Origin of the sequence: Allobosea sp. LjRoot9 (genome assembly GCF_964252745.1) — a bacterium.
In the GTDB taxonomy this organism is placed as follows: Bacteria; Pseudomonadota; Alphaproteobacteria; order Rhizobiales; family Beijerinckiaceae; genus Allobosea.
This window is the reverse complement of record NZ_CAXUPC020000002.1, coordinates 808,031-823,835: the sequence shown is the minus strand read 5'-3', so window position 1 is coordinate 823,835 and position 15,805 is coordinate 808,031. Positions and strand designations below refer to the sequence as shown.

At 65.1% G+C, this 15,805-nt stretch carries 14 protein-coding genes and 1 tRNA gene; 4 read left to right on the top strand and 11 right to left on the bottom strand.

The window, feature by feature from the left end; translation table 11 throughout:
- Window positions 1-43 precede the first annotated feature (43 nt).
- The 9 genes from ACSQ3P_RS12490 to ACSQ3P_RS12450 form a co-directional block, all read right to left on the bottom strand.
- Window positions 44-946, bottom strand: a complete 903-nt coding sequence (locus tag ACSQ3P_RS12490) for a branched-chain amino acid ABC transporter permease (RefSeq protein WP_436165871.1) — start codon at window positions 944-946, stop codon at window positions 44-46.
- The gene (locus ACSQ3P_RS12485; RefSeq protein WP_436165870.1) at window positions 943-1,860 is read right to left on the bottom strand and encodes an NAD(P)-dependent oxidoreductase; all 918 of its coding nucleotides are present in this window, start codon (window positions 1,858-1,860) and stop codon (window positions 943-945) included. Before ACSQ3P_RS12485 ends, ACSQ3P_RS12490 begins: the two co-directional genes overlap by 4 nt.
- A 4-nt stretch (window positions 1,861-1,864) precedes the next feature.
- Complete coding sequence (locus tag ACSQ3P_RS12480) at window positions 1,865-2,614, bottom strand: SDR family NAD(P)-dependent oxidoreductase (protein ID WP_436165869.1); 750 nt, start codon at window positions 2,612-2,614, stop codon at window positions 1,865-1,867.
- A gap of 56 nt (window positions 2,615-2,670) precedes the next feature.
- Window positions 2,671-3,882, bottom strand: a complete 1,212-nt coding sequence (locus tag ACSQ3P_RS12475; protein ID WP_436165868.1) for an ABC transporter substrate-binding protein — start codon at window positions 3,880-3,882, stop codon at window positions 2,671-2,673.
- 152 nt (window positions 3,883-4,034) lie between these two features.
- On the bottom strand, window positions 4,035-4,676 hold the full coding sequence (locus tag ACSQ3P_RS12470) for a GntR family transcriptional regulator (RefSeq protein WP_436165867.1): 642 nt from the start codon (window positions 4,674-4,676) through the stop codon (window positions 4,035-4,037).
- Between the two features lie 123 nt (window positions 4,677-4,799).
- Window positions 4,800-5,372: a cysteine hydrolase family protein gene (locus ACSQ3P_RS12465; protein ID WP_436165866.1), complete on the bottom strand. Its 573-nt coding sequence runs from the start codon at window positions 5,370-5,372 to the stop codon at window positions 4,800-4,802.
- Window positions 5,373-5,423: 51 nt separating this feature from the next.
- Entirely contained in the window at window positions 5,424-6,461 is a 1,038-nt protein-coding gene (locus ACSQ3P_RS12460) for an ABC transporter substrate-binding protein (RefSeq protein ID WP_436165865.1), read from the bottom strand.
- 52 nt (window positions 6,462-6,513) lie between these two features.
- Window positions 6,514-7,326: an ABC transporter permease gene (locus ACSQ3P_RS12455; RefSeq protein WP_436165864.1), complete on the bottom strand. Its 813-nt coding sequence runs from the start codon at window positions 7,324-7,326 to the stop codon at window positions 6,514-6,516.
- A complete protein-coding gene (locus ACSQ3P_RS12450) occupies window positions 7,323-8,123 on the bottom strand; it encodes an ABC transporter ATP-binding protein (RefSeq protein WP_436165863.1) in 801 nt (266 codons plus the stop codon). Before ACSQ3P_RS12450 ends, ACSQ3P_RS12455 begins: the two co-directional genes overlap by 4 nt.
- A gap of 409 nt (window positions 8,124-8,532) precedes the next feature.
- Between ACSQ3P_RS12450 and ACSQ3P_RS12445 the strand changes: the two genes are divergently transcribed.
- The 4 genes from ACSQ3P_RS12445 (at window position 8,533) to ACSQ3P_RS12430 (ending at window position 12,776) form a co-directional block, all read left to right on the top strand.
- Window positions 8,533-10,533 (top strand): hypothetical protein, encoded by a 2,001-nt coding sequence (locus ACSQ3P_RS12445; protein ID WP_436165862.1) that lies wholly within the window; start codon window positions 8,533-8,535, stop codon window positions 10,531-10,533.
- Window positions 10,534-10,607: 74 nt separating this feature from the next.
- Complete coding sequence (locus ACSQ3P_RS12440) at window positions 10,608-11,648, top strand: TAXI family TRAP transporter solute-binding subunit (RefSeq protein WP_436166247.1); 1,041 nt, start codon at window positions 10,608-10,610, stop codon at window positions 11,646-11,648.
- Between the two features lie 8 nt (window positions 11,649-11,656).
- Window positions 11,657-12,244: a hypothetical protein gene (locus ACSQ3P_RS12435; RefSeq protein ID WP_436165861.1), complete on the top strand. Its 588-nt coding sequence runs from the start codon at window positions 11,657-11,659 to the stop codon at window positions 12,242-12,244.
- A gap of 25 nt (window positions 12,245-12,269) precedes the next feature.
- Entirely contained in the window at window positions 12,270-12,776 is a 507-nt protein-coding gene (locus ACSQ3P_RS12430) for a DsrE family protein (protein ID WP_436165860.1), read from the top strand.
- A gap of 341 nt (window positions 12,777-13,117) precedes the next feature.
- On the opposite strand, the gene ACSQ3P_RS12425 is transcribed toward ACSQ3P_RS12430, so the two are convergent.
- Both ACSQ3P_RS12425 and ACSQ3P_RS12420 read right to left on the bottom strand, forming a co-directional pair.
- Window positions 13,118-13,204: transfer RNA gene (locus tag ACSQ3P_RS12425), tRNA-Leu, on the bottom strand.
- Window positions 13,205-13,316: 112 nt separating this feature from the next.
- Window positions 13,317-15,443: a methyl-accepting chemotaxis protein gene (locus tag ACSQ3P_RS12420; protein ID WP_436165859.1), complete on the bottom strand. Its 2,127-nt coding sequence runs from the start codon at window positions 15,441-15,443 to the stop codon at window positions 13,317-13,319.
- Window positions 15,444-15,805: the final 362 nt, after the last annotated feature.

The window sequence follows — 15,805 nt, the reverse complement described above, 5'->3', positions numbered from 1 at the left end:
GGCACGCTCCGATGCTGCGCCGGGTGGAGCCGAAAGGACGTCGTCAGACACGGGATCCGGTTCCCCTTTCGAGCAGGCCGTTCGGGAAGATGTTCAGCGTCACCAGGATCACGCAGAGCAGGAAGGTGTTGCTGAACTCCGGCGAGACATAAAAGCTGAACAGATTGACGAGGATGCCGACCACGATCCCGCCGAGCACCGTTCCGGGCAGGCTGCTGAAGCCGCCGACGACCGCCGCCGCGAAAGCCTGCAGCATGAAGGAGGACACGGTGGTCGAGCTCAGGAAGGTGGTGGGGACGATCAGCAGCGCCGCCGTCACGCCGAGCGCCGCGGCCACGACCCAGGCGAAGACATGGACCGAGCGCAGGCTGAGGCCGCAGATCTCCGCTGCGAAGGGGTTCGCTGAAACCGCCCGGAAGGCGATGCCGAGCCGGGTCTTGTCGATGACCAGGAACAGGCCAGTGACGATGACGCCTGTCGCGGCGAGGATCGTCAGATCATAGGAGGTGATCCGCTGCCCGAGCAGCGTCATGTGCCAGTTCGGGATCGGCAGATCCATGCTCACGATATCGGCGCCGAAGAGCAGCTGGATGATGCCTTGGGCGATCAGACCGATGCCCAGCGTCGCGATGGTGCTGGTCAGCTCGGACTCGAAGATCAACGGCGCGATGAGCGCATAGGTCAGAGCCGCGAGCGCGACGATGATGACGAGCGCCAGCAGCACGGCGGAGCCCCAGGAGAGCTGCAGCAGCGATCCCGTCGAGAAGCCGTAGACCAGGAAGGCAGCCAACCCCGCGACATTGCCATGCGAGAAGTTCACGACGCGGGAGCATTTGAAGATCATGACGAGGCCGAGCGCCCCCAACGCATAGAGGCAGCCCGCGACGGTTCCGGCCCAGATGAGCGAAAGCAGGTCGCCGCCGGTTCGCAGCAGGTTGAAGCTCATGCCTTCACCTGCTCGCCGGCGGGCGCGCCGCCCTTCTCGATCAGTTCGATCACCGCCGGGAAATAGCGCCCGCTGCCGCCAGTCTCGGCCGAGGCCTGGTAATAGCGCCGCGTCATCTCGGCGAGATGCGGTGTGACCTCGCAGCCGCGTGCAAGCTCAAGAACGTAGGAGATGTCCTTGAGCACATATTCCGGCGGAAACGCCTTGTCCGGGAAGCTGTGCGGCAGCATGGCGTTGATGCCGTGATTGCGCAGGACGAAGCTGTCGCCGGAGCCCTTGGAGACGGCCGCCAGCATCACCTCCGGCTTCACGCCAGCGCGCTCGGCGACGACCATCATCTCGGCAAGTGCCACGACATGTTCGAACACCAACATGTTGTTGACGAGCTTCAGGACCTGCCCGCAGCCAATCTCGCCGCCATGGGTGACGTCGGTCGCGATGTAGTCGATCAATGGGCGGATGCGCTCATAGAGTGGCTCGGGGGCTCCCACCATCACGCTGAGCTGCCCCTTCCTCGCCGCTTCCCGCGTCCGCGCCACCGGTGCATCGGCGAATTCCATGCCGTGGGCGGCGAGGTCCCGCGCGACCTCGCGGGCGAGTTCGACCGCGGTGGTGCTGAGATCGACGATGATCGCCCCAGCACGGGCGGAGGCGCTGATCCCGCCCGCGCCGAGGCAGACCGATTTGACCTGCGCTCCGCCGGGCAGGGAGAGGAAGATGATGTCGGCCGCGCGTGCGACCTCCGTGATCGAAGCGGCGCGCTCGGCCTTGGTATCCGCCAGGGCCTCATCGAAGGAGGCCGGGTTGAGGTCGAAGGCGATGAGCCGCCCGCCATGCTTGAGAGCCATGTTGCGGCACATCGGGCCGCCCATGACGCCCAATCCGATGAAACCGATGGTCGCGTTTTCGGTCATGGTCTCAATCCATCAACATGCCGCCATTGACGTCGAGCACCGTCCCGGTGATCCAGTTCGACGCAGGCGAGCACAGGAACAGGATGGACTGCGCAATGTCTTCCGGCTGGCCGTAACGGCCGAGCGGCACGCTGCCATGCGGAGAGGGCGCGGCCCTCTGAGTGACCTTGGACCACATCGGCGTCTCCACCGGCCCAGGTGCCACGACATTGGCGTAGACGCCCTTGGCGGCGCCGGCCTTGGCGACCCATTTCATCAGCCCATGCACGGCGGATTTGGCCGCCACATAAGAAGGGCCGGAGGCGACGCCGCCGATCTTGGCTGCGATCGAGCCCAGCGCCACGATCTTGCCATAGCCCTGCTGGGCCATCACCGGGAACAGCTTGCGCACGGGGTTGACCACGCCGAACAGGTTCACGTCCAGGATCGCACGCCACTCCTCCTCGGTGGAGTCGCTCAGTGGGGCGTGTGAGATCGTCCCGGCGCAGAGGACCAGGATGTCGATACGGCCATGTTCCTCGAGGATCGCGTCGATCACGGAATCCGTCGCCGCGGCGGAGGAGACGTCGCAGCGGCGGAAGCTGACGCCTTGAGGCCACGCGCCCTGGGGTTCCGTGATGTCGGTCGCGACGACCCGTGCTCCCGCCTCCGCCAGCGCGGCGACGGTAGCCCGTCCGATGCCGCCCGCCGCGCCGGTGACCAGCGCGACCTGTCGTTCGAGCCGTGCCGGCCCGCTCAAGGGAACATCAACCATTACTAACTCCTGGAACCCTTGGGTTCGGTGGGCGCGTTGATCGTGAGCGACAAAGACTATTCAGCTTTCGCGTCGAACACGACGGCAGGGTAGGGGCGGAAATCCCTGACCAGCTCGAATCCGCCATCCTTCGCCCGGATGATCGCTTCCTGGCGCGTGCCGCGATGGTCGCCGGGTTTGAAGGAGACTTTTCGCGAGCCGCCGACATCCGCATCGGTAAGGGTGTTCATCGCCGCGATCAGGTTCTCGCGGGTGAGCGGCTTGCCGCTGTCGAGCAGTTTCGCGAACCCCGTCGCGAAGAGGGCGGCGTTGCTCCAGCCATTGAGGCCGAAAACGCCGACGGGATCGTTCGGATAATATTTCTTGATCGAGTCGCGATAGGCTTTCACCTGCGCATCGTCGCCCGAGACCGGCAGCAGCCAGGACGAGAAATAGACGCCGTTGAGCAGGTCTCCGGCGAGCTTCACGGTCGAGGGGTCGGCGGTGAAGAAGGGCGCGAACCAGGTGACCTTCAGCCCCTGCCGGTCGGCCGATTTCAGCGCGGCGGCGAGATTGGCGTTCGAGCCGAAGAGGATGACGCCTTCGGCCCCCGAATTCACCAGGCGGCGGATATGGGGGGTGAAATCGGTGGTCTTCACCTCGAAGGGGATCGACTCCGCCGGCTCGATCTTGCGGTCGGCGAGATATTGGTCGAAGCCGCGCTTGGCGGAACGGCCGAGCTCGTCATTCTCCCAGAGCAAGGCGATGCGCTTGAATTTCAGGTCGTTGAGCGCGAATTCCGCATTCGAGGCCGCCGACCAGCCATAATCGGGAAGCAGCGGGAAGAGGTTCGGCTCGACGAAAAAGGCGCTGGCGCCGCCGATCGGTCCGATGATCGGCAGCCCGACTTCCTTCGCATAGGGGATGACGGCGACCGTCGTCGCGGTGCCGACCGGCGCCGCCAGCGCGAAGACCTTGGTCTCCTCCACCAATCGCTTGGTCACTGCGACGCTTCGGGCCGGCTCATAGCCGTCGTCGAAGGTGACGTAATTGACCTTCCAGCCACGGATGCCGCCGGTCTCGTTCAGGTTCTTGAAGAAGGCTTCGGCGGCGTGGGTCAGGATGGAGTAGAACGGTACGGGTCCGGTCACCGGCGTGAAGGCGCCGACCGTGACGGTCTTTTGCGCCGTATCGATCCCCGCCGAAGCGGATTGGGCATTGGCGCTCGGGGCAACCATCATGGATGCGACGGCCAGCGCGGCGGCAGCGATTGAGTGCAGGCGTTTCACGGTCATCCTCCCTCTGTTCTCTTGTTTTGATTATTGCCGGGCAGCCTACATGAGCTCTCCACGCAAAACAATGCACAATGCACTTATTGGGAGAGCAAAATGCGCCGTGCCGATCCGCGCTGAGCGCACGGCCGCGAAGGGGCGGGCTCAGATCATTCGTTCAGCGAGGTGCGCAGTTCCGCCCAGCCGGTCTCGATATGGCGGCGCGTGGTCAGCATCGCGCCTGCCGTGTCGCCGGCGATCATCTGGTCGAGCAGCTCGGCATGCTCGGCCGCGGCACGCTCGGCCCGGCCGGAGAGGCGGTTGATCAGGTCGAACGGGTAGCGCGCCCACAGGATCTGCACGAAGTGCAAGGTGTGCGGCAGGTCGGCGATATCGTAGATGCGGCGATGGAAGCGGTAATTGATCGCCCGGGCGGCCGAACTGTCGCCTTTCTTCGCCGCGGCCTCGAATTCCGCGGCAAGCGTGCGCAGCTTCTCGACATCAGATGTCTGCAGCTTCTCGACCGCGCCGCGCACGAGCTGCGCTTCCAGCAGCATCCGCAGCATCAGGATCTCGGAGGAGGCGGTGACGTCGAAGGGAACGACCGTGGCGCCCTTATAGGAGCTGCCGGTGATGTAGCCCTCGGCTTCCAGCAGCTTCAGCGCTTCCCGAACCGGCGTGATGCTCGTCTTCAGGAGCTCGGCGATCTCGACCTGCTTGAGACGCGTCCCCCGTGGGAACTGGCCGGACAGGATCCCTTCGCGCAGGAAATCAGCGACCTGCTCTTCCTTGGTCCGGTATTCCATCGTCATTCGGCCGCTGGCTCCGCTCGTCAACGTGCATCCACCTGCCGCGCGATGCCGGGCGGCAGGAGTGCATTATCCACGACATAAGCCAGCAAGGGCCTGCTGTCACGCGGACCGCTGAGAGCTGGATCAGAAGGATACGGATCCCGACGTGCTGATCTCCGCGTAGCGCCGCAGGCCTGCGAGGGCGAAGTTGTGCTCGTCCTCGGTGGCGCCGCAGCAGCAATCCTCCAGGATCGTGCAGGCATAGTCGCGGTCGTGCCCCTCGCGCACCGCCGCCTGCACGACGCCATTGGTCGAAACGCCGCACAGGACGAGCCGGCGAAAATCATGCGCGCGGAGAACGGGCTCGAGATTCGTCCCGTAGAAGGGGCTGACGCGGTGCTTGACGATGTCGAAATCACCCGGCTGCGGCGAGAAGCCGGCGAAGACTTCGGTTCCCCAGCTTCCGAGCTTGAACAGGCCGGCCTCCCTGGCGCGGGAGAAGATCGGCGAGGCTGGCGGGCATTCCCTGTAGTCCGGGGAGAAGCCGACACGGACATAGCCGATGGCCGCATTTGCAGCCCGCGCCTTTGCGATCGCGGTGATTGTGTTCTCGTACAAGCCCTTGGCCATGCCGCAGGCGACATAGGTCTTGGCGTTCGGCCCATCGGGATGGACGAGGTCGTTGATCATGTCCATCACGAGCAGGATCGTCTTCATGGCGGTGTCATCCTCGATCGAAGAGAAGGGGCCTGCGGGGGCTCCGCAGCGTTACAAGGCGACGGCGTCGATCAGGCTGGAATCGATCACGTCGCCGAACTTCACCGCGCGTACCTCGTCGCCGAAGCGCAGCATGAAGTCGCGGTTCTGGGTGTAGGCGGCCTCGCTCAGCGTCATGCGGGGTGCGAAGGCTGTTCTCTGGTCCCGTATTGTCGCCAGGAGCAGGTCGAAATCGGTCTGTGCCCAGATCTTGGCATGCACGGCTTTCGCCGCCGCGATGGGATCGGCATGGATCAGCGCCAGGCCGCGCGCGAGCCCGCGCACGAAGCGCGTCACGGTCGGCCGCTCGGCCTGGAGGAAAGCCGGATCGATCGCGAGGATCGTGTAGATGAAGTTCTCCAATCCGGGGACCTCGCTTTGTGAGGGCCGGGCGACCCAGACACCGAGCCCTTCCTGCACCGCCCGGTTGTTCGAGGGCGCAGTGGTGTTGTAGCCGTCGATCTGGCCGGCTCGCAGCGCGGGATACATCTGGTCCAGCTTGATCACGGTCAGCGTCACGTCCTTGTCGGCGTCGAGCCCGACCTGGCCGAGGAGATAGCGCCACATCTTGTCGATCCCGCTGCCGCGGCCGCTGACGGCGAGCGTGAGGCCCTTGAGCCGCTTCAGGCGCTCGGGCAGGGGCATGTCCGGCTTCATGCCGACCCGCTCGGCGGCCGCCCTGCTGATGATGGCGTCGCTGGCATATTGCGTCATCAGGGGCGCAAACACCGTCATCTTCTGGCCCTTGCTCGCGGCGAGGATGACATCGCTGAGGACGAGGCCGGTGATCTGGAAGCTGCCGCCGAGCATGGCCGCCATGGCGGTGGTGCCGCTTCCGGTCTGGACCAGGGAGACCTCAAGATCCTCGTCGCGGAACAGCCCGGCGGCCTCCGCCACGAAGAGGGGCAGATAGGCGAAGGTGAAGCCGCCGACGCCGATGGTGAGCTTACGGCGGCCTGGCTGCGCTTGTCCCAGGGCGGAGCCCATAGTCAGCGGGCCGAGCGCTGGCAGCGCCAGAGCCGATCGGATGAAGCTGCGTCGCGTGGTCATGCTGTCCTCCCTGAGCCCGTTTCTTGGCCGGGCCTGTTTCTGGCTTGAAGCGTCAACGCCACCGGAAAAGCCGGCGCTCGAGCGCGCCGAGGCCGGCATTCAAGAGGGTCGTCACGACCATGAGGGCAAACAGCGCGGCGAAAACGCCGGCCGTGTTGAACTGCCCGGCGGAATCCTGCGTGAGGAAGCCGATGCCCTGGTTCGAGGCCATCATTTCGGCTGCGACCGCGCCCACGAAACCATAGGGCAGGCCCAGCTTCAGCCCGGTGAAGATCCAGGGCAGGCTGGCGGGCAGCACCACTCTCCTCTGCACATCGGCGCGGCTTCCGCCCATCAGGACCATGGCCTCGACGAGCCGGCGGTCGACCTCCCGAATGCCGCTCAGCGTGTTGAAGAAGACCAGGAAGAACACGCTGACGGCGGCAAGTACGATCTTCGGCGTCAGGCCGATGCCGAACCACATGATGAACAAGGGCGCGAGCGCGACTTTCGGAACCCCGTAGATCGCCGTCATGAAGGGATCGAGCGTGCGCCGCGCCGTCTCGCTGCGCCCGACCAGCAGCGCGCCGGTGATGGCGAGGCTGGCGCCGATCAGGAAGCCGGCGGCGGTTTCCTGGAAGGTGACGAAGAGATGCCGCCAGAGCAGCCCGGATAAGGACCAGGCCCACAAGGTCGCGCCGATCTCCAGGGGGCTGCTGACCCAGAACGGGCTCACCAGCCGTCCGGAAACCGCTTGCCAGGCCCCGATCACGACCAGGAAGAACAGGATCCGATAAGCCGGCACCGGGTCGCGCGGCCGGCGCAGCATCGACGGGGCGGTCGTCTTCATTGCGGGGGCGGGCAGATCGAGCGCTGGCGTCGTCACGAGATGGGCTCCGCGACGGCATGCTCGGCTGCCCCGAAGATCTCGATGGCGTCCCAGAGCGCCTTGTAATGGGCCTCGAAACTGGGCGCGAAGCGCACATCGCGGACGTCGCGCGGGCGCGCGATCGCGATCTCCTCGATATGCTTGATCCGGGTCGGCTGCTTCGAGAGCACCACCACCCGGTCCGACAAGGTGATCGCCTCGACGATGTCATGCGTGACGAACAGGATCGTCTTGCCGGACCCCGACCAGAGCCGCATCAGCTCCGCCTGAAGCACCAGCTTCAACTGCGCGTCCAGCGGACCGAACGGCTCATCCATCAGGATGGTCTCGGGCTCGTAGATGAGCGTGCGCGCCAGCATGGCCCGCTTCTGCATCCCGCCGGAGAGCTGGCGTGGATAATGCCGCTCATAACCCGCGAGGCCGACCTTGCTCAGGATGTCGCCTACGGCCTGGCGCCGCGCCTGCCGGTCGATGTTCCTGATCTCGAGGGGGAGGGCGACATTGTCCTCGACGCAAAGCCACGGAAACAGGCTGTCATGCTGCGTCAGATAGGCGATCCGCGGGCTGATGCCGTCCAAGGGGCGGCCATCATAGCGGATGCTCCCGCCGCTCGGCTTATCCAGCCCCGCAAGCAGGTTGAGAATGGTCGACTTGCCGCTGCCGCTTGGGCCGATCAGCGAGACGAACTCACCGCGGGCGACGCTGAGATCGACAGTGCTGAGGACCTCCGCCCGCCGGCCGGCCGTTTCAAAGGCCTTGGAGACGCCCGCCAGTTCCAGAAGGTAAGGCCGCATGGTCGCCCGCCGCTCGTCAGCACACGCAAGAGGGGATCGCGTGAATCCAGATTACGCATTGTGCATTATGCATAGTGCGGTTCGGCCCGCAAGGCGACACTGTCCTGGCGGGTCGGGAACCAGCGTCGCGGCAAGGGCTGGGTCATGCGATGGCGGCAGGACAGGTGTCGTTGGCGAAGCAGGGCCTCAAGGGCTCGCCCCGACCTCCTCAGGCAGCTGCTCTGCGTCTTCGACGCCTGGGAAAAGGGACCAACGTGTCGCCCAAGCCGCATATGGACGCGCGGCATAGGCGGGGTACCCCGTTAGTGCGATCTCCTGCCCCTATGCCCGCCTTCTGTTCTCCTCCGAACCGGGGTCATCTCGATCGCTGCGAGGGCGTGGTGCCGCCAACTGAATAGGCGTCTGTTCCATGCGCGACGTGACAGAGAGCGCACAAGAAGATCGGCAAATCGTCATCGGAAAGGGTGGCGCGACCGAGCCATACGATGCCACTCACTGGACTGGTCAGTGGGGCGGCGCAAAGCCGCCCGCCAACCCCCATCGCGCTGACGTATCGGCAGCCACTGGCGCCCGAGAGTCACCTCCCGCGAGAAGCAATCAACGCGGTAAATCGGCCCAGGCCGAGCGTGCGAGACGTCGGCGCCGCTATATCGCGCTGGCGAGCGGTGTCGCTGCGGTGGGTCTCCTGCTTGTCGTTGTGATCCCTGACCTGGACCAACCGAAGCCTACTCAGTTTGCGCGGGCTGGTTTGGCGCCGAGCCAGGTCTCGAATACGGCGCTGCCTCCGAGCAATGCCGATGCCGCCGGCGCGCAGGGGCGCCTATCACGGATTGCCGAGGCCCCGGAACCCGCAATCCAGCGATCGCAGAACGGAGAGCAGGCCGTTGCAATATCGCGGGAGCTTGCCGAGGCCCGGCGCGCAATCGAAAGCCTCACCGCGCAGCTCCGCACCCTGGCGACCGGGAATGACCATGCATTGGCACAGGAGCGCGAGAGAACGGCCGCCCTCGGGCAGGAAGCCGAAGCCGCGCGAACGGAACTGACCGCAACCCGCGCGCAGCACCATCAAGCGCTCGAGCAGGAACGCGTGAGCGCTGCCGCACTGGCGAGCCAATTATCGGCATCGCGGCAGGACGGCGAGGCGCTGGCGGTGCAACTGCGCAAGGCGGTGGCCGAAGCCGGGCAATCCAAGCAGGCGGATGCTACCAAAACCGCAGAATCGCTCGAACAGGAGCAGCAGAAGGCGGCAGCACTGACTGAGGCTGAAGCTGCCCGCAGGGAGCTGACCGCGACCACGGCGCAACAACGCCAAATGCTCGAGCAGGAACGCGCACGTGGCGCGGCGCTGGCAAACCAGCTGTTGGCGGCGCGACAGGAGACCGATGCACTGGCGGCGCAGCTGCGCAAGGTCGTCAGCGAAACCGCACAGCTCAAGCAGTCGGAGACTGTGAGGAGTGCTCAGCTCCTCCAGCAGGAGCAGCAGAAGGCGGCTGTTTTATCAACCGAGGCGGAGGCCGCGCGGCAGGCGCTGGCCACGGCAACGCGGCAACATCGTCAAGCGCTCGAGCAGGAACGTGTGCGTGGCGCCGCGCTGGCGAACCAGGTTGCGGCTGCGCGCCAGGACAGCGAGGCGCTGGCGGCGCAGCTGCGCAAGGCCGTCAGCGAAACCGCACAGCTCAAGCAGTCGGAGACTGCGAGGAATGCGCAAATTCTCCAGCTGGAGCAGCAGAAGGTGGCTGCTCTCGCCGAGGTTGAAGCTGCGCGACAGGCGCTGACGGCAACCAGGGCAGAGCAACGTCAAGCGCTTGAGGAGGAGCGCGCACGCGGTGTCGCGCTGGCGAACCAGGTGTCGACGGCGCGGCAAGACAGCGAGGCGCTGGAAGCGCAACTGCGCAAGGCGCAGGACGAAGCAGGCCAGTCCAGGCAGGCAGCAGAGACTGCAATCGCGGAACTGCGCCAAACCCTGCAGCAAGAGCGCGATCGCGCTGCGGCAATGACCTTGGAATCGAGAGCGCCGCGATTTGGCGTCTTCGCGCCTGCAGCGACCGAACCCTTGGCGATCAGTCAGGATACCCGGCATCCGCCAGAAGTGGCGGTCGTCGGGACCGAGCAGCCGGCGGTCGCGGAGGCGCATGTCGGCCAGGAGGCGATACGGCTGATCGCTCGCGCCAGTGCACTGCTTGGCCAGGGGGATATCGGCTCTGCGCGGATCGTGCTCGAGCGCGCGATCGAGATGGGCAGCGCACGAGCGAGCTTCATGCTCGCGGAGACCTACGATCCCCGCATTCTTTCAGCCTGGGGAACCTATGGCACGCGCGGCGAAGTGACGAGGGCCCGCGAGCTCTACGCGAAGGCGCAGGCCGGCGGCATTCAGGAGGCAAAGGATCGCGTCGGCGCGCTGCTCCAGTAATGCCCGACGAAGGCGCTGCTCCCGCCTTTGGGTTTCACGCTCGAAAGAGGATTTGGGCAAATGAGGATTTGGGAATGAAGATTGTGCCGGGACGGTTCTGGCTCCTGCTGGCCGCGTTGACTGCGCTTGCGCCGACGCTCCAGCCAACCAGTGTGCAGGCGCAGACGCCCCAGGCGAACACCCGCAGTATTGCCGTGCCGTCGCGCGGACCTGCGCCCGCGACGGAGCAGGAGAAGATCAACGCATGGACAGTCGGCCTTGCCGCAGGATTGATCGAGGGTGCGCCGCTGCGTCTCGGGGCCGAGATGGCCCGCGTCGTCGATGACGGGCCGAATATGCTCCTGCTGCCGATCGTCACCCGTGGCGCCACGGAAAACCTGAACGCGCTGCTTTATCTGCGTGGTGTCGATACGGCGATCATCAACTCCGATGCGCTGGAAGAATACAGGATCCAGGTCCCCCAGATCCGGCGCAAGATCACTTACCTGCTGAATCTCTTCCCCTCGGAACTGCATATCCTCGTCCGACCCGAGATACAGACCCTGCAGGACCTGAACGGCAAGAAAGTGAACTTCAATACGCTGGGCACGGCTGCCGCCTATTCCGGGCCCATGATCTTCAGCCGCCTCGGCATCAATGCAGAGAAAATGTTCATTCCTCATCCGGTCGCTCTCGAGCAGATGCGCAAGGGCGAGATCGCCGCCGTCGTTTTCATCACGTCCAAGCCAGTCGACGCCTTCGTGCGCGGACGCTTCGAGCCCGGCTTCAAGTTCCTCGCGGTCCAATACGAGAGCAAGTTCGAGGACTACTATCTTCCGGCCGTGCTGGAGGCCCGCGAATATCCCGGCCTCATCAAGCCCAATGAGCGGGTGGCGACGATTGCGGTGCCGACGGCTCTGGTTGCGTTCAATTGGGCCCAACAGACCAACCGCTATGATCGCGTCGCTCGCTTCGTCGACCTCCTGTTCAGCCGTATCGAGAAGCTCCAGGGGCCGGGCTTCGACGAGAAATGGAAGTCGATCAATCTCGCTGCGACAGTCCCCGGTCTGGACCGTTTTGCGGGGGCGCAGGAGTGGCTCGACCGCCGGGCCTCCGCTCCACGAGCGTTACGGTGAGAGTGATCATGGTGACAGTAGCGTTCGCGCTGGTGAGCCAGACCGCTCTCGCCCAGAGCGCTGCCGATCCCATGACACGGTCTCGCGCCTGCTCGCAGCTCGAGCAGGCGGAGCGGGTGGCCTGCTTGGATAAGCTTCCGCGAGGCGGCGACGACTGGGTCATCAGCGAGACGACGTCACCGGTGGATTATACGCCGATCGTCACTGCCACCGCGTTGTCCCGCGACAACGCCGGTACGTCCCTGGCGCAGCTCTCGGTTCTCTGCCGTGGCGGCCGGACGGAGATGGTCGTCGGGGGGCCGGCCCTCGCCAGCGGCAGTACGGATTACGACCTGTCCTACCGCCTCAATAGCAGCCAGCCCGTGCGGGTTGCAGCCGGCAGGGCTTCGCTCGGGACAGGCATCGCGTTCAGGGGCGATGTTGTGAGTTTGCTGCAGTCGCTCCCCGAAGAGGGCGCGCTGGCGATCCGACTCTCCGCGCGATCCGGCGCCGTCCATGAAGGGCATTTCTCCCTTAGCGGCCTCAAGGCGGTGCGTAGCAAGCTGGCTGCCGCCTGCAACTGGCCACGCCAAGCCGCCAAGCCGCGTCCCGAATAGTCCTCAAACTCATGGGCGAAAGACAATGATGATCAGCTTTAGAGACGTTGTCGGCTCCACCCTGGTGGCTGGTGTCGCACTATTCATCACCTTTGCGCCCGTGGCAGCGGAGGACGTGAAGCAAACCTCGGCGCAAACGTCCAAGCGACCTTCTGTTGAAAAGAAGGCGCACCGACTCGTCCTGCAGGTGAATACGAATGAACCCGGGACGATGAATTTGGCGCTCAACAACGCGACCAATGTCGCGCAGTACTATCAAGAGCGCGGCGAGAAAGTGGAGATCGAAATCGTGACCTTCGGGCCCGGCCTGAACATGCTGCGCGATGACACGTCACCGGTGAAAGCGCGCATCAAGGCAATCGCGGCGAGCACCCCGGCGATCTCCTTCAAAGCCTGCGGCAATACCCAGGGCAATATGAGCAAGGCGGAGAACAAGGACATTTCCCTTATTCCCGAGGCGACGGTGGTGAAATCCGGCGTCGTCCATGTGATGGAATTGCAGGAGCGAGGCTGGACCTATGTCAGGCCGTGATCCCGCGCAGCTCTGTTGAGTTCGACGAACGCCCGCATCAGCGCATGCACGCCGCCCGGCAGGGTCGGCATTGCACGAGGGGCAGCTAGGGTGGCGCGACTAAAACGCGTTGATCGGGTTGCTTGAAGGCGCAGCGATCAGGGCTGGCGTATCGTGCCTCGGCCCGGTCGCGCGACCTGGCGCAGCCTGCGCCAGCGCACGACGATCGAGCCTGAAAAATCCCTACTTGGTAGTGGAGGGATGGATCATCGCAAGGGGCAGATGCGGAGCCGCCCTGTGAAGGCCGACGCGCCGTAAGATCTTGCGAGATCATGACTCTTTCTCCTGCTTGAGAGAAAGAGTGGTGCCCAGGAGAGGACTCGAACCTCCACGCCCTTGCGAGCGCCAGCACCTGAAGCTGGTGCGTCTACCAATTCCGCCACCTGGGCAACGGCGGTTCGTTTACGGGGGCCGGATGGTCCTGTCAACGCATAGATCGACATTCATGTCGTTTCGTTGACGGAAGAGTTTGGACCAGGCCTGAGGGCGCCGTTTCGCCGCTCAGAACTCCTCCCATCCGGCGTCATTGGCGCGGCCGTTGACGGCGCGCTTGGCCGGTGCGGCGGTGCGCGCTGGGGCGGGAGCGGATCTGGCTGGAGCTTCTGCCCTGGTCTGGCCGAAGGCGGCCTCGGCGAGCTTGCGCAGGCGCTCGGGCTCGGAGGCCGCTTCATGAGCCGGGGCAGCGCTTGCCCTGGCGGCCGGGCGCGGCGCCGGGGCGTAGCTGGCCGATGAGGCGGTCGCGCCCTCAGGTCCCGTCCTGAAGGCGGCGACGAGGTCGTTGAGCTGGACGATGCGGCCCGAGAGCGAACCGGCCGAGGCCGCGCTCTGTTCGGCGAGCGCGGCATTGGCCTGCGTCATCTCGTCGAGATGGGCGACAGCCTGGCTCATCTCGTCGATGCCGTTGGCCTGCTCGCCCGAGGCCGCCGAGATCTCGGCGATGGTGGCCGCGACCTTTTGCGAGGCGGCCAGGATCTGGGTCAGGGCGTCGCCGGCCTGGCGCACGAGCTTGACGCCGGCGCCGACCTCCATGTTGGAGGACGAGATCAGCCCGGAGATGTCCTTGGCGGCAGCGCCCGAGCGCTGCGCCAATGTGCGCACCTCCGAGGCCACCACGGCAAAGCCCTTGCCGGCATCGCCGGCGCGCGCCGCTTCCACCGCCGCGTTCAGCGCCAGGAGGTTGGTCTGGAAGGCGATATCGTCGATCACCCGGATGATGTCGGAGATCTTCTGCGAGGCGCTCTCGATGCGTGCCATTGCAGCGACCGCTTCGGTCGCGATCGTGCCTCCGGTCTGCGCGGCCTGCATCGCCTCGGTTGCGATCGCGGCTGCCTGCTTCGAGGCCTGGGCCGAGGCTTTCACCGAGGCTGCGAGCTCCTCGGTCGTGGCGGCAGTCTCCTCCAGCGAACTCGCCTGCTCCTCGGTGCGCTTGGAGAGATCATCGGCGCCCATGGTGATCTCGCGGGCGGCTAAGCCCACATCCGCAGAGGTCGTCTGGATCGTGCGCACCGTCGTGGACAGGCGGTCCACCGTCTCGTTGATCGCGCCCTTGAGTTCGGCGAATTTGCCGCGATAGGCGGTCTCGATCCGGGAGGTCAGGTCGCCGCCGGCCACCGCCTGCAGGGCGGCCGCGAACTCGGATGTGGCGCTGTCGACCACCGCGTTGATCTCGTTGATCCCCGCCACCAGCTTCTGCATCTGCTCGTCGGCATGTTCGATCTGCAGCCGCGCCGAGAAATCACCCGACGCCGCAGCCGCAACAACCTCGCCGACATCCGTCACGACGGAGGCCATCGATTCCGCCGCCCGCAGCCGCGCTGCGGCCAATTCGCGCTCCTGCTCCTGGAACAGGGCAACTTTCTCCGTGCTCTCGCGCAGCACCGAGACGGCGCGCGCCATGGTCCCGACTTCGTCCTGGCGTGCGACATGGGGCACGTCGATCTTGGTGTCGCCTTCAGTCAGGCGCTGCATCACGCCGCTGAGATCGATCAGCGGCTTGATGATCGCGCGCCGCGAAAATGCCAGGGCGCCGGCAATCGAAGCACCCAGCAGCAGGAGCAGGGCGACGGGCAGGATGATGCGCAGTTTCGAGGCGAAGGCCGCTGTCGCGGCCTCGATCGCGTCGCTGGTTTCCTCATTGGCCTGGCTGAACGTGGCCAGTTCCTCCATCAGGGCAGCGCGATTGCGCCGGCTGGCGTCGCCATTGCCCCAGGCGTCGGCGGCCCGTCCGGAGACCTCCTGGACTAGGCGGATCGTCTCGACCCGGTTCGCGACGAATTCCTCGATCAGCTTGCTGATCTTTTCAGTCCGCGATCGCTCGGTCTCGGGAATGGTCTTCAGGAGAATCTTGAGCCGGTCGTCGACCTTGCCCAACCCCTTCTCCATGGCCGTGGCGGCGAGCTTCGCCTCATGGGGGTTGCGCGACATATAGGCCAGCCGGGAATCCTCGCTGAGCTGGTTGATCGCGACATTGAGCCGCTCCGTAGCTAGCATCGTGTCATTTTGGCGAGAGACGCGCAGATTCATCGTCTCGAGGCTGGAAATCGCCATGAGCGCGCTGGCCAGTGCGATGATGGCGCCGAAGGCGACAATGCCGATCAGACCGAGAATTTTGACCCGAATTGATTTCATCTTATCCCCTGGCCGATCGCGCAATATCGACAAATTTCGTGTGTTTTAGCGGGGGTGATTGAAGGCCGAGTTAATCTTGCCCTCAAAGAGGAACAAAAAAGCCAGAAAACTGCCCATTTTCAAGGCGCTGCCTGCCCTCGACGGGGCAGCGATTTCGTCACGACGGTTCGAGCGAGCCGGCCCCGGCGCTGCGAGGATGTTTCAAGCTCCGGCCGTTGCCTCCGCAGAGCTCGTCCAGGCCCTTGTCGCGCTCGATTCCCTTGTAGCGCTCAATTCCTGCAGGCTGCGTCCCAAACCGCCTTTCCAGATCGGGGCGAAATGCTTTAGGAGCGTTCCAACCAACGCGCATGAGGCATGACGAG

Excerpts from the sequence above, each read along its gene's own strand:
- ACSQ3P_RS12490 (WP_436165871.1), bottom strand. The coding sequence starts at position 946 with ATGAGCTTCAACCTGCTGCGAACCGGCGGCGACCTGCTTTCGCTCATC.
- ACSQ3P_RS12485 (WP_436165870.1), bottom strand. The coding sequence starts at position 1,860 with ATGACCGAAAACGCGACCATCGGTTTCATCGGATTGGGCGTCATGGGC.
- ACSQ3P_RS12480 (WP_436165869.1), bottom strand. The coding sequence starts at position 2,614 with ATGGTTGATGTTCCCTTGAGCGGGCCGGCACGGCTCGAACGACAGGTC.
- ACSQ3P_RS12470 (WP_436165867.1), bottom strand. The coding sequence starts at position 4,676 with ATGACGATGGAATACCGGACCAAGGAAGAGCAGGTCGCTGATTTCCTG.
- ACSQ3P_RS12465 (WP_436165866.1), bottom strand. The coding sequence starts at position 5,372 with ATGAAGACGATCCTGCTCGTGATGGACATGATCAACGACCTCGTCCAT.
- ACSQ3P_RS12460 (WP_436165865.1), bottom strand. The coding sequence starts at position 6,461 with ATGACCACGCGACGCAGCTTCATCCGATCGGCTCTGGCGCTGCCAGCG.
- ACSQ3P_RS12450 (WP_436165863.1), bottom strand. The coding sequence starts at position 8,123 with ATGCGGCCTTACCTTCTGGAACTGGCGGGCGTCTCCAAGGCCTTTGAA.
- ACSQ3P_RS12445 (WP_436165862.1), top strand. The coding sequence starts at position 8,533 with ATGCGCGACGTGACAGAGAGCGCACAAGAAGATCGGCAAATCGTCATC.
- ACSQ3P_RS12440 (WP_436166247.1), top strand. The coding sequence starts at position 10,608 with ATGAAGATTGTGCCGGGACGGTTCTGGCTCCTGCTGGCCGCGTTGACT.
- ACSQ3P_RS12435 (WP_436165861.1), top strand. The coding sequence starts at position 11,657 with ATGGTGACAGTAGCGTTCGCGCTGGTGAGCCAGACCGCTCTCGCCCAG.
- ACSQ3P_RS12430 (WP_436165860.1), top strand. The coding sequence starts at position 12,270 with ATGATGATCAGCTTTAGAGACGTTGTCGGCTCCACCCTGGTGGCTGGT.
- ACSQ3P_RS12420 (WP_436165859.1), bottom strand. The coding sequence starts at position 15,443 with ATGAAATCAATTCGGGTCAAAATTCTCGGTCTGATCGGCATTGTCGCC.